Raw genomic sequence first — 12,872 nt, 5'->3', positions numbered from 1 at the left:
ACTCAAATAACCCGCGTCAGATACGAAAAAAATTGCATATTCACACTTTGTCAGCCATTGACATATTTGTATCAGTGTGGTATAATATTAAAGTAAAAAATTCCAATCGTAAAGGATGGTGAGGACAGAAGTGACTAACGGTGACAGTTGCGGGTCAAAAGGGCAGTTATGCGGCGAAATATCCTGCGGACGGCAAACTGTAACGGTTCGTCGTCTTCTGTGATGTTGTCTGCTTTTCAGACAGACCAAAGGATATATGTGCGTTGCCTCTGACAGACCCGTTCAGGGTGTTGCTTTACAGTAATACCACGGTCAGCAGAGGACTTTTTATGCCCATTTTTAACCCCTTGCGTCATTATTTTAAATGAACGGAGGGCTATGGATATGGCAGAGGATATCAGGAAGGATACCCAGAACACAGAGGATAACTCAGATATAAATACAGTTGACGATACCGCTGAAATGGCGGTAAAGCCCGATTATGAGGGCGAGATAATCGAAGTTATACGCAGCAACGATTCGCCGCGTGTGATACTGAAAAAACTTGAAGACTACCACGGCAACGATATCGCGGGCGTGGTGGCTGACCTTACAAAACAGGAAAGACAGAAGCTTTACCGCGTGTGCAGCGGTGATATGCTGGCGGAAGCTTTTGAGTACCTCGATGAGGACGAGGCGGGTGTATACCTCAACGAGATGGATCTCAACAAGGCGGCTGCGGTGGTAAGTCTGCTGGAGACGGATACCGCAGTGAACGTTCTTCGTGAGATAGAGCGTGAAAAGCGAGGACTGATAATCGATGCACTTTCCGCTGAGGTCAGGAAAGAGATTCGGCTGATAGCAAGTTTCGACGAGGACGAGATAGGCAGTAAGATGACCACGAACTGCATCATCATCAAGGAAGACCTCACCATCAAGCAGGCGATGAGCGAACTGGTGCGTCAGGCGGAGGACAATGACAATATCACCACCATTTTCGTGGTGGACGATAACGAGGAATTCTACGGCGCTATCGACCTGAAAGAGCTTATCACGGCACGAAGCACAAGGACACTCGAAAGCCTTATAATGACCTCATTCCCCTATGTTTATGCGAATGAGGAGATAGATGAGTGTATCGAAAAGCTGAAGGACTATTCCGAAGACCTGATACCCGTGCTGGATAACAGCAGCAGACTTCTAGGCGTTATCACGGCGAAAAGCCTTATCGAAGTTGTCGATGACGAGATGGGCGAGGACTACGTGATGTTTGCGGGTCTGACAGCGGAAGAAGACTTGCAGGAACCTCTCTTGCAGAGTATGAAAAAGCGTCTGCCCTGGCTGCTGGTACTGCTTTGTCTGGGTATGCTGGTTTCGGGCGTTGTGGGCGTATTCGAGAAAGTAATATCTCAGCTGACACTTATCATGGCATTCCAGTCGCTGATACTGGATATGGCTGGTAACGTCGGCACACAGTCACTTGCGGTGACTATACGAGTGCTTACGGATGAAAATCTCACATTCAGACAGAAGATGCACCTTGTGGCAAAGGAGACCCGCGTGGGTCTTTCAAACGGAATACTTCTGGGCATGATGTCCTTCGGGCTTGTGGGACTTTACATCATGCTGTTCAAGCACCGCACGGCAGGATTTTCCTTTGCGGTATCGGGCTGTATAGGCGTTTCGCTTATGGTGGCCATGCTGATATCGAGCGCGGTGGGTACAATAATACCCCTGTTTTTCAAGAAGATAAAAGTTGACCCCGCAGTGGCTTCGGGTCCCCTGATAACCACCGTCAACGACCTTGTAGCTGTGGTGACTTACTATGGACTCAGCTGGGTGCTGCTTTTGAACGTTATGCATCTGGGAGGATAAAGGAGGCGTATTATGGAGAATAAGATCTTCCGTAACGGTGATATCGTGACCGACAGTATTCTCGGTGATGAGATCGAGATCTATGTTCCCAGAGATGATGTCAGCGGTGAGTACATAAACAAGTGCGTGGAACACCTGATACATCTGCCCGAAGATACGCTTTCGGCGATAGCTGAAGCGGCGAAAAGGTACTGTTTGTTCTTTATCGAGCTTTGCAGGGACGCGGCAGGGGAGAGATTCGACCCATCTGATTTTCCGCCTGTTGACAAGACTACGCCTGCGGGTGAGATGTTCAGGTATTTCAATATTTCTACGGTGGAGTTTGAGGCCCCGAAGAACGCTGATATCCCTGCGTTGAACCTCAGCGGAGGCTGTGAATGGGAGCCCGAACACGGTATACAAATATGTATTCTCGGGGATAAGCCGGTGTATCTGGGTGGTTTTGAGGGCAATTCGCCATGGGGCAGATATGAGCCCGATGATGATTGGAATTTCGTAAACGTTTAAGTGAACTGCCGTGAGAAAGGAGGGGGAGCATTTTGGATAAAAGTCTGGAGCGCAGGCTTTCGGGCTACGAACCGCTGTGGGACGAATGGTTCGTTGACAGCTTTATGTGGGAGGACGACCTTGGGTCAATGTTCTCGCTGAAAGACAAAAACGGGCGTAAAAGCGCGGTCAGGGTGCTTACCGTTGACAGTACTTCCTGCGGCAGACCCCTCTCGGAACTGACGGCGGCTGCCATAAAAAGGATAAATGCCCGACTCCCTCTGGCTGGTGAAGCTTTCCTTGTCAGTGCGAGGAACTTTACGGTCAAGAACATCGAAAACATCGGCGCAACGCCTGTTGCCGCGGATATCCTTGTGCAGACAGACGATTATCGACCCTTTGAAAATGATTGTCAGATGCCCTATGTGACTGCCCGAAAGCTGGCGGATAATATCTGCCGCGGGATACGCACAGCACATCGCAAAGGCTTTACTTTCGGGGATATCTGCCCGAAAAATATCCGCGTAGACAGCGAGGGGCATTTCTGTATGGACGCACCCTGCACTTATCTTCCCGCTCTTGCAGACCCGACCTATTCTGCACCTGAAACGTTTTCGGAAGACTTCGATAAGTTTAGGGCAGATATATATTCCTTCGGTTTGATGCTGTATCAGCTCTTCAACGGTGGACTTCTGCCCCTGCAAAAAGAGGGTGAAAGTCTGGAAAATGCCGTTAAAGCGCGGCTTGAAGGTCAGCCTTTTGACCCGCCTGCGGGAGCGCCCCCCGACCTCGGACGGTTTATAATGAAATGCTGTATGGCGCATCCCGAGAGCAGATTTTCCGATATGGATGAGGTTTACAGGGAGTTGAGCAGTCTTCCCATAGACAGTATACCGCCGCGGTATGAGGAGTGCTATGTTCCGAAAGATAAGCGCGGTGCGGCGGAGAACAAGATGCCCGAAACAAAGCCTGTTCAGCCGAAGATAACAGAAAATATGCCCATCTCGGAGGAAAAGGAAAGCCGTGGTATGCGGTTGTATGTTCTGGTACTGCTTTATATGCTGCTTGTGGCGGGCGGAGCTTTTCTGATATATTCGATATTTTTTCTGAAATAGTATACTGTTTCAGAAAAGGGGTTGACAAATTCTGTAAGCTGTGTTATAATGTATACCGTTGATAGAAAAGAGGTATACAAATATGATAACACAAACAGCAACACCCTCAAAACACGAAAACAAGCAGCTGCTCACCGTAAAGGATATGTCTCTGACCGCGATGTTTGCGGTTTTGATGGCTGTATGTTCATGGATTTCCATACCAACTGCGGTGCCATTTACCTTACAGACATTTGCCGTTTTTTGCGCTGTATCCATGCTGGGCGGAAAGAGAGGATTCTTTGCGATACTGGTGTATATGCTTCTCGGAGCGGTTGGTATTCCCGTGTTTTCGGGCTTTAAGAGCGGTCTGGGAGTTCTTCTGGGTACAACAGGCGGATATCTTGTCGGATTTCTGATAATTCCTCTGCTTTGCCTGCTGACGGAAAAGCTGATTTCAGTAAACGTTATCGTTCAGATAATCTCGATGATCGTCGGTCTGGCGCTGTGCTACGCTTTCGGAACGGCTTGGTTCATCAAGGTATACACAGATACTAAAGGCGATATGACCGTGGCAAATGCCCTGAAATTATGCGTTTTGCCCTTTGTTTTCTTTGATATAGTGAAACTCGGTGCGGCAGTTTCGATTTCGGCGGCAGTTAAAAGCAGAGTTCGCATATAAACAACTTAAACGTTTACTAAATTAGTCCTGCGTTATAATTCGCGGGACTTTTATTTTGCTCGCTTTTTGTATTTTTATCTCAAATTTATGTTTCAAATGTTGACATATCCCGAAAATGGTGGTATACTGTATTTTGGTATTTTATTTTACGAAATCGTTTATAGGAGTGATATTATGTCGAAGCCGAAGAAAAATTCAGGTGCTAAAAGTGCACGTATACGCACTCTGGTGATACTTCTGCTGATAACCGGTGCACTTAGTGCCTATGTTGTTAACGGTTATCTGAAGAATCGTCCTGTTGAACCTGCTGACGGCAAAACGTCCGATAATTCGGTAAAACGCGAAAAGAAAGCTGAAAAGTCCGATAAAGGCGAGGAAGATGAACCGACGGACGAAAAAGAGCCTGAGACAGAAACCGAGAAGCAGTCCGATGAGAACAGTTCCTCAGCCGAAAATACTGCAAAGGATACTGAACCCGTCGAAAACGATGTCAAGGAAGACGAGATAACCAAAATGATGGCTGAAATGAGTCTGCATGAGAAGATATGTCAGCTGTTTGTGGTCACTCCCGAAAGCCTGACGGGATACGACCTTGTTACTCAGTCAGGCGGGGCGACCCTTGATGCTCTGAAAGAGTATCCCGTGGGCGGTCTTATCTATTTCGCCCAGAATCTGGAGGATGTAGAGCAGACGAAAACGATGCTGGCATCTACTGCCGAGAGCAACAGCAAGGTTTCCGATATACCGCTGTTTTTCGCTGTTGACGAGGAGGGCGGTATCGTTGCAAGGTGTGCTGAAAAGCTTGGCACAACTGAGTTCAAGCCCATGTACAACTACCGCGATAAGGGCGCAGATACGGCTTACAAGAACGCTTATACCATTGCTTCGGATATTGCCGAACTGGGATTCAATCTTGATTTTGCCCCTGTGGCGGACACCTGGTCGAACCCCGATAATACCGTCATCGGCACCCGTGCTTACAGTGATGATTTTGAACAGACAGCAGAGCTTGTTGCCAGCGCAGTCAAGGGCTTCAAGGACGGCGGCGTGGTCTGCTCGCTGAAACATTTCCCCGGTCACGGTGATACTGCCGAGGATTCTCACGTTGGCATGGCAAGCAGCTACAAGACACTTGATGAACTGGAAAATGCCGAATATCTGGCATTTGAAAGCGGTATCGCGGCAGGTGCAGATATGGTCATGGTTGGACATATCACCATGGCGAATGTTGACAACCAGCCTGCGTCACTTTCAAAAACCATCATAACCGATGAACTTCGCGGAAAGCTGGGTTTTGACGGTGTTATCGTCACTGATGCACTTGCTATGGGTGCGCTGGCAAATTATTACAGCTCCGATGAGATATCCGTGGCTGTATTAAAGGCGGGGGGCGACCTTCTGCTTATGCCCGAAGACCTTTCTTCTGCCGTTGCAGGCGTTGAAAAAGCTGTTAAAAAAGGCGACCTCAGCGAGAAGCGAATCGATGAGAGCCTTGAAAGAGTTCTTCGCCTGAAAAAGGATAGGGGTATCCTTAAATAAAACGTTTTCGTATATGATTTAAGCGGGGAAGCATATCCCCGCTTTTTTGTATCTGTTTTAGAATGAGTGTCCGCAAAATCTGATGACTATAACGCCACATCAAGGGTCATCATCAGTATGAACCCTATCATAACGCAGATAGTTCCCGCCCGGGAACCCTCAAGGTGGGCTTCCGGGATAAGTTCATCTGCCACAACATACAGCATCGCCCCTGCTGCGAAGGACAAAAACCATGGCAGAACAGTCTGTGCGGCACCTGCCACCAGAACTGTCAGAACGCCGAATATCGGCTCAACTACGCCAGAAGCCGCACCGCAGAGAAAGGCTTTAAGTCTGCCCATGCCGTGCTGACGCAGGGGTATGGATATTGCCGCGCCCTCGGGAAAATTCTGTATACCCATGCCCACGGCAAGTGCTACCGCCGCCCCGAAAAGCGCAGGGTCGGCACTTCTTGCGGCAACCGCAAACGCCAGACCCACCGCCATACCCTCGGGAATATTGTGCAGGGTTATGGCGAATACCATCATCGCCGTGCGACCCTTTCGATGCTCATGTGTCGGGTCGCTGTTTTTCATAAAACAGGGGAGTAACTTGTCAAGAAGCATCAGGAACGCCACTCCGCAGGTGAATCCTCCCGCCGCAGGTATCCACCCCCGATTGCCCAGTTTTTCTGATTCTTCAATTGCGGGGATAAGCAGGCTCCATACCGAAGCCGCTATCATCACTCCCGCCGCAAAGCCTAGAAACGCCCTCCTTACTTTATCGGAAAAGTCGTCGCTGTACATGAACAGCACCATCGCCGCCCCAAGTGCGGTCATAAAAAATGTAAAGCCTGTGGCACAGGCTGCTGATATCAAACCCGTCATAGTATGCTTCCTTTCTTTTGGTGTTATGGTTATACTATGCGGTGATCCCGCGGGTTGATACTTTTGCAAAACTGCATTGTTTAGCCGTTTAACGCTTTCAGAGGTTTGTTTTGCTAATTTAGTAAATTTTCTAAATACCACTTGACAAAATGTCCGAATTGTGCTATATTGTATTTAGAGAAAATTCTAATTAGAAATTCTTCAAACTTATAAAAAACTAAGATCTATTTTAAAAGGGAGGTGCCCGATGGGATTTCAGGAAACATTCAAAGCTTTGTCCGACCCTGTAAGACGGGATATTCTCGTACTTCTTCGGGAGGGCAGAATGTCGGCGGGGGATATCGGTTCCCATTTTGATATGACTGGTGCTACCATGTCATACCACTTCAAACAGCTGAAAAACGCCGACCTTATTACAGAAACAAAAGAAAAAAACTTCGTTTATTACGAGCTCAACACCTCGGTTTTTGACGAGCTTGTAATGTGGTTTGAGATGATGAAAGGTAAAAAAAATGAAAAAACTGACATGGGGCATAGCCCTGTTACCACTGACAGCGACTGCGGCGGCAGTTAATTTTCTTCCCGAAAAAGTCCCCACTCACTACAACGCGGCAGGGGAGATCGACAAATGGGGAAGCAGAAATTCAAGTTTTATTTTTCCCATCGTTATTCTGTTGTTAGCGGCGTTTCTTGAATACGTGGCTGTACGAATGGATACCAAAGTATACGAAGATGAAGTTTCAGAAAAACGTTCAAAGCAGAATGCGAAAGTTCTGCGAAAGATCACACCATGGATAATAGGCGCAATGGGTGCGGTACAGATCGTTATGCTGATAATGATGTGCGCTGACAGTCATGCTGATATTTCAAATATGCCGATTGATGGTTTGAGGATATACGCTTTTATATTCGGCTTGATCTTCATACCCATAGGAAACAGCATTTCAAAGACCCGCCGCAACGGTCTTATCGGTTTTCGTCTGGGCTGGACGCTTTACAACGATATCACCTGGCAGAGGTCGAATTTCTTCGGCGGAGTTTGCCTGATGCTGGTGGGTGTCTGCACTATGATATCCACTGCATTTGTCAGCGGTATGTCGGCGATACTCCTGATGCTTGCATATCTTACAGCGGCGATAGTTGTTATGCTTGTTTACGCAAAGCGTGTATACGACGATGAACGCAAAAAAGAAAGTTCAAATAACGGATAATGAACGACCTTGTCTTAACGACAAAGAAAGACCCGAACTGTCCTTATCTCGGATAGTTCGGGTCTGTGTTTTTATTACTTTTCAGCTGTCTCAAACTGGCTTTCGTGACGAGTGAAGAAATCCGTTCTCGGGGGCAGGAATTTCAGCTCATGACCCTCACCGACAAAGAATGTCAGTGGTTCAAAGATGTTGTCCCAGCTCCACATTTCCTCTCCGACCTGCAAATACTCACGTACCTTTTCGGTACCAAAAGGTGCCAGCGGGTGCAGAAGCACTGCGGCGATCTTAATCATGTAGAAAAGGTCTGCCAGCGCCTGCGAAAGTTCCTCGGCGGGAGTATCTTCCTTGATGGTCTTAGCCATATACTTGCTTCCGTTTCTGATGTAGCTGTCAAGTACATAGGTGCACTGATGGAATGCGAATTTCGACATATGTCTTTCGTAATCGAGCACAGCCTTTTTGCCCTCTGCGAGGATATTCTCGCTGGGTGTGTTGGAGGGCATTATGCCGTTAAAATGCTTCTGTGTGGTATAGAACGCTGTACGGACCATTCTGTTGTATACGTTTGAAAGCAGAAGACCGTCCTTAACAACGGGGTCGGCATCGTCGGGCTTTGCATCGGGATTGTAGGGCTTTGGCATAAAGCTTACTGACCTCTGACCCAGACCAAGACCCAGCCAGTGCATACGAAGCTGTTCGGGAGTATAGAAATTCAGCAGGTCGTCAGCCATAGGCGGCTTAACAGCACCCGAGCTTGAAGCCTTTTTATCAAGGAAAAGAATGTGGTGGTTTGCGATGATGGTAGGCATCTGCATCTCGCCCTCAGCGGGGTCGGCAGTCTTTACATCGGACTCCTGCTGTGCCATCCACATTGCAGGTTCGGCTATACCGTAGAAGTAGATATTGTCCTGTCCGATGAACTGGTAAACGCCGCTGTCCTTGCTGCACCAGTAGTCCTTCCACTCGTCCCTGCTTCTGCCGCGCTGTTCTAGAAGTGTCTGTGTGAATGAGATAGGTGCCCAAAGTGATTCAGGCCATACCCATACGGTCAGACCCTCAACATTATCCATAACAGGTGCGGGAACGCCCCACTCGATATTGCCTGTAAGTCTGAAAGGAACAAGAGTCTTACCTGTACGGTAGCGTATGCCGTTGTTTACAAGCACCTTTACAGCCTCGTCGCAGTCAGAAAGAGTTCTGAACTGTACAGTGAATGAGGGCTTTTTAGGCTCCTCAAAGAACTCGTGTTCGGGCATCTGATCTTTCAGCGAGAGATACTTTTCCTCAAATTCACGCTTGATGTAGATAACGGGGGGCTTGAGAAATTCCTCGATTGTCTTGCATACTACGGGACGAACGTCCTTGCGCTTTTTCAGCATCTCTATCCAGTTTTTCAGAAGTTCCTCGTAGTCTCTCAGCTTGAAATACCAGTTTGTAACAGGGCGCATCGAGGGCTTTTCACCTGTCAGTGTGCTGACAGGGTCGATGAGGTTCTCGGGCATATACTGATGACCAAGGTCGCACTCATCTGCATAGCCCTTTTCGGAAGTACAGCCCTCTATCGGGCACTTGCCGATGACCTGTCTGCCGTTGAGGAAACAGCCTGCCTTTTCATCATAGAACTGCATTGTGCTTATTTTGTTCAGCTGACCCTTTTTGTAGAGGGAGTTTATGAACCAGTCGGTGACTTCGGCGTGTATCTCCTTGCTTCTGCCAAGACCCGATGCCGCGAAGATATCAGGTGAGATACCGTAGTCATCGAGGGTCTTCTGCTGTTTGTCATGATTTCTCTGAACGAAATCCGTCAGACTGCCCTCAAACTCGCCGTCAGCGACTTTCTTTCTCCAGCCCTCAGCAATAGGGGAGCCGTAGCAGTCGGTACCGCCCACGAAAAGTACATTGTCCTTGCCTATCCTGTCGCGCAGGAATCTTGCATAGGCATCAGCGAACACGAACATTCCGCCAACGTGTCCGAAGTGCAGTTCCTTGTTGCCGTAAGGCATACCGCCCGTAATTACCGCTCTTTTGGGAAATTCGGGGCGAGGGATCTCAAAAGGCTTTCCGCCCTCTTTATTTTTTGCCATATTATTCATCTCTTTCATTTAATAATTTGATAATAATTTGATCTTTATTTTTAGCAAGTTGTGTTCCAGTTGTAAAAGACGTACATTTCTCCGCATTCAAATATATAGGAAGCATCGTTCCATTCAACAGGCATCACAGCTTCAAAATCATGTGCATTTTCAAGGTCAAGATCAAGAGTAACATTTTCGTTCATGCGCTCTGCTGCGCCATATATAAAAAACTGAATATCCTCTTCTTTTGCAGGCTGAAGATCCATTTTAGCCAGCAGTTCATCACGCCAATCGGGATAGCCGAGGGTCATCTTTTCTATCGCTTTTTCAGCAAACTCTTTTCTGTCAGCGTATCGTGTCTTTGTATCAAACACAATGTATACAGTCTGCTCGCTCTGAGGAACATTGAAAGCTTTGTTTCCGAATTCTATTGCGATCATTGTGCAGCCCTCCTGACTTTCTTGACTATAAGATAAACTGCGGCTGAAACGCCTGTCCATTCTTTCTTTATGAGATCATCGTGGATATATCTTTCTGCACTTTTCTATCTCTGCGCAGTCCTCTTCCGATATCAATATCTCAACTGTTTTTGAGAGGTCGTTGTCAACTATCCTCTCTGCTTTTATCAGTTCGATGACCTTTTCGGCACCTGATACGGCGTTCTCCGTTTCAAGCCACAATGCTATAACATCGCCGTCAACGTAATCATATCCGTTGTCGCGTACTGTGTCACCCGTGTATTCCTCTATCCTGACGGGAAATTCATAGGTGAGGTCAAGGTCGGGATTTTCAAGTTTTGCAGGGTCAAGCATGATTATAATGGTCTGCATGATAACCTCCTGTTATTCCCACTGAACACCCTCATGAGTGTATATCTCACCATCGTCCCCCTGCACCTTAGCACCGAGAAGTTCAGCCAGCTTTATAAAGGGCGTTGCATCTTCCTCGCTAAGCATCTTGAAAGAGGGCGCACCATTTCCGAATATCAGAAAATTCTTCACGCCGTCGGGTCTGGTGTATACTGCGCATTTTTCAAGGCTGATACTAACAGCGCCGTCGGAGAAGCTTCCGTTTTCCACGGCTTCAAAACCATCAGGAAGTGTGAGCTCTTTAACTTCTTCAAAAGTTATGGGCTCTTTATCATAGACCCACAGGTCAGCGCGGGTCAGATGTGCTTCGTATGCCATAGCTTACCTCATAAAAGTAATGATGCCTGTCAAAAATTATGAATTGTGAATTATGAATTATGAATTCATTCAAGCCCACTTGGAGAGTCTTGCCCTTACGATATCCTCGCCCAGCACATGGCTGACTTCGTGGATATCGGGAGCGTTTGCTCTGCCTGTCAGGGCGATACGGAGCATATTTGTGATATGCACGATACTGCCCTTGAACTTCTCGGGCTCTTTCTTGTAATCCTTGGGCTTTACAGCAAAACCGAGTTCCTCGGTGATAGCCTTTACCTTATCGAACCATGCGGAGCTGTCATCACTGTGGTCGTAGCCTGCAAGGTACTTTGCGAAGAATGCCTTGCGTGACTCCTCGTCAGCCTGTTCAGCCATATCGTCCTCGCACTTGAAAGTTTCATCATAGTAGAAACTCATGAAATCGCAAGCCTGTTTCCAGGTCTCAATATCCTTACGGGGCTTTTTGCCGTTCTTGCCGACGTTCAGCGCAGCGATAGTTCTGTCACGGTACTTTTTCAGAAGTTCTGCAAAGTCCTTGTTGTATTCCTCGCACCATGCCAGCCAGTTATTGTATACTGTCTCTGCGTCCATACGTGCGATGGTGTCCTTTGCGATATCACGGAGCTTGTCCATATCAACAAGTGCGCCTGAAATGGACATCTTCTCGATACTGTAAGGGAAGTCCATATACGAAGCATCGGGGTTAGCCGCACGCCATTCCTCATAGTTTGAATTCAGCAGTGTCAGCAGGAACTCCCATACAACATCGTTGGAGATACCCTCCTGCTGATAGTAAGCCAGTGCCAGCTCGGGGTCTTTTCTCTTGGAAAGCTTTCTCTTTATCTGCTTCTCGGGGTCTTCCTCGGAAACATCTATCTTCATCAGAGTTGCTGTGTGGCAGTAGATAGGCTGTTTCCAGCCCAGCTGTTTGAAAAGTTCAACGTGCATCGGCAGTGAGCTTATCCACTCCTCACCGCGGATAACGTGTGTGGAGCGCATCAGGTGGTCGTCCACTACGTGTGCGAAATGGTAGGTGGGTATGCCGTCGCTCTTCAGCAGTACGAAATCTGCGAAATTGCGGGGCATTTCTATCTTGCCGCGGACAGCGTCTTCAACGACTATCCTCTCATTGTTCATCTCGCCCTTGTATCTCAGCACCCAGGGCTTGCCCGCATCGATATTTGCCTTGATATCATCAAGTGTCAGGCTCCTGCTCTTTTCAGCGTATTTGCCGTAGATGCCGGGGTCTTCCTTGTTAGCCATCTGCTCATCGCGGATAGCCTGTATCTCTTCCTCGGTCAGGAAACAGGGGTAAGCCTTGCCCTGCTCAACCAGCTTTTTAGCAAAAACATGGTATATGCCCGCACGCTGACGCTGTCGGTATGGACCGTATGCGCCGTTGTCGCCCTCGGCGGTAGCACCCTCGTCAAAGTGTACGCCAAAGTATTCCATAGCGTTGATAAGAGTTTCAACCGCGCCCTCGACCTCACGCTTGTTGTCGGTATCCTCTATCCTGAGATAGAAAACGCCGCCAGACTGATGAGCTATCCTCTCGGCGATTATAGCGTTGTAAAGGTTGCCCAGATGTACAAATCCCGTAGGGGAGGGGCCTATTCTTGTAACGAAAGCACCCTCGGGCAGATCTCTTTGGGGGTACTTGGCCTCCATATCCTCAGGGGAGGCAGTAACGTCGGGGAACAGCAGTTTAGCTAATGCGAAATTATCCATGTTATCAGATCCTTTTTAAGAAATACCCGTTATCCGCACCACGGACAGCGGGGAAAATATACTATAATATTATATCACATTTCGGGCATTGTGTCAACATCATGGGAACGTGGTACACGGAGACATGATTATTATTTAAAAGAAAGGAGT

At 47.8% G+C, this 12,872-nt stretch carries 13 protein-coding genes; 7 read left to right on the top strand and 6 right to left on the bottom strand.

The window, feature by feature from the left end; translation table 11 throughout:
- Positions 1–384 precede the first annotated feature (384 nt).
- The 5 genes from mgtE (at position 385) to N773_RS0105005 (ending at position 5,655) form a co-directional block, all read left to right on the top strand.
- On the top strand, positions 385–1,854 hold the full coding sequence (gene mgtE, locus N773_RS0105025; protein WP_347495395.1) for a magnesium transporter: 1,470 nt from the start codon (positions 385–387) through the stop codon (positions 1,852–1,854).
- 12 nt (positions 1,855–1,866) lie between these two features.
- Positions 1,867–2,361 carry a DUF6985 domain-containing protein gene (locus N773_RS0105020; RefSeq protein WP_024856770.1) on the top strand — a complete coding sequence of 165 codons (495 nt, stop codon included), beginning with the start codon at positions 1,867–1,869 and terminating at the stop codon, positions 2,359–2,361.
- Positions 2,362–2,393: 32 nt separating this feature from the next.
- The gene (locus tag N773_RS0105015) at positions 2,394–3,455 is read left to right on the top strand and encodes a protein kinase domain-containing protein (RefSeq protein WP_024856769.1); all 1,062 of its coding nucleotides are present in this window, start codon (positions 2,394–2,396) and stop codon (positions 3,453–3,455) included.
- A gap of 82 nt (positions 3,456–3,537) precedes the next feature.
- On the top strand, positions 3,538–4,116 hold the full coding sequence (locus N773_RS0105010) for a biotin transporter BioY (RefSeq protein ID WP_051454255.1): 579 nt from the start codon (positions 3,538–3,540) through the stop codon (positions 4,114–4,116).
- Between the two features lie 174 nt (positions 4,117–4,290).
- Positions 4,291–5,655, top strand: coding sequence for a glycoside hydrolase family 3 protein (locus tag N773_RS0105005; protein ID WP_024856767.1), 1,365 nt, complete (start codon positions 4,291–4,293; stop codon positions 5,653–5,655).
- 86 nt (positions 5,656–5,741) lie between these two features.
- Here N773_RS0105005 and N773_RS0105000 read toward each other — a convergent pair whose 3' ends face one another.
- Positions 5,742–6,521 carry a ZIP family metal transporter gene (locus tag N773_RS0105000; protein ID WP_024856766.1) on the bottom strand — a complete coding sequence of 260 codons (780 nt, stop codon included), beginning with the start codon at positions 6,519–6,521 and terminating at the stop codon, positions 5,742–5,744.
- A 247-nt stretch (positions 6,522–6,768) separates the two neighbouring features.
- Here N773_RS0105000 and N773_RS0104995 point away from each other — a divergent pair, with 247 nt between their 5' ends.
- Together N773_RS0104995 and N773_RS0104990 are read left to right on the top strand one after the other, a co-directional pair.
- The gene (locus N773_RS0104995; protein ID WP_024856765.1) at positions 6,769–7,095 is read left to right on the top strand and encodes an autorepressor SdpR family transcription factor; all 327 of its coding nucleotides are present in this window, start codon (positions 6,769–6,771) and stop codon (positions 7,093–7,095) included.
- Complete coding sequence (locus N773_RS0104990; RefSeq protein WP_024856764.1) at positions 7,034–7,732, top strand: SdpI family protein; 699 nt, start codon at positions 7,034–7,036, stop codon at positions 7,730–7,732. The genes N773_RS0104995 and N773_RS0104990 overlap by 62 nt, the downstream gene beginning before the upstream one ends.
- 74 nt (positions 7,733–7,806) lie before the next feature.
- Here the strand turns inward: N773_RS0104990 and N773_RS0104985 are convergent, their stop codons facing one another.
- The 5 genes from N773_RS0104985 to N773_RS0104965 form a co-directional block, all read right to left on the bottom strand.
- Entirely contained in the window at positions 7,807–9,816 is a 2,010-nt protein-coding gene (locus tag N773_RS0104985; protein ID WP_024856763.1) for a class I tRNA ligase family protein, read from the bottom strand.
- Positions 9,817–9,866: 50 nt separating this feature from the next.
- Positions 9,867–10,247, bottom strand: coding sequence for a hypothetical protein (locus N773_RS0104980; protein WP_024856762.1), 381 nt, complete (start codon positions 10,245–10,247; stop codon positions 9,867–9,869).
- A gap of 75 nt (positions 10,248–10,322) precedes the next feature.
- On the bottom strand, positions 10,323–10,637 hold the full coding sequence (locus tag N773_RS0104975) for a hypothetical protein (RefSeq protein ID WP_024856761.1): 315 nt from the start codon (positions 10,635–10,637) through the stop codon (positions 10,323–10,325).
- 12 nt (positions 10,638–10,649) lie between these two features.
- A complete protein-coding gene (locus tag N773_RS0104970) occupies positions 10,650–10,994 on the bottom strand; it encodes a hypothetical protein (RefSeq protein ID WP_024856760.1) in 345 nt (114 codons plus the stop codon).
- Positions 10,995–11,063: 69 nt separating this feature from the next.
- Positions 11,064–12,722 (bottom strand): glutamate--tRNA ligase, encoded by a 1,659-nt coding sequence (locus N773_RS0104965; protein WP_024856759.1) that lies wholly within the window; start codon positions 12,720–12,722, stop codon positions 11,064–11,066.
- Positions 12,723–12,872: the final 150 nt, after the last annotated feature.

The sequence above is a fragment of the Ruminococcus albus AD2013 genome, from assembly GCF_000526775.1.
Classification (GTDB): Bacteria; Bacillota; Clostridia; order Oscillospirales; family Ruminococcaceae; genus Hominimerdicola; species Hominimerdicola alba_A.
Note: the sequence above shows the minus strand (reverse complement) of the source record. Positions and strands in the feature narration are given on the sequence as shown.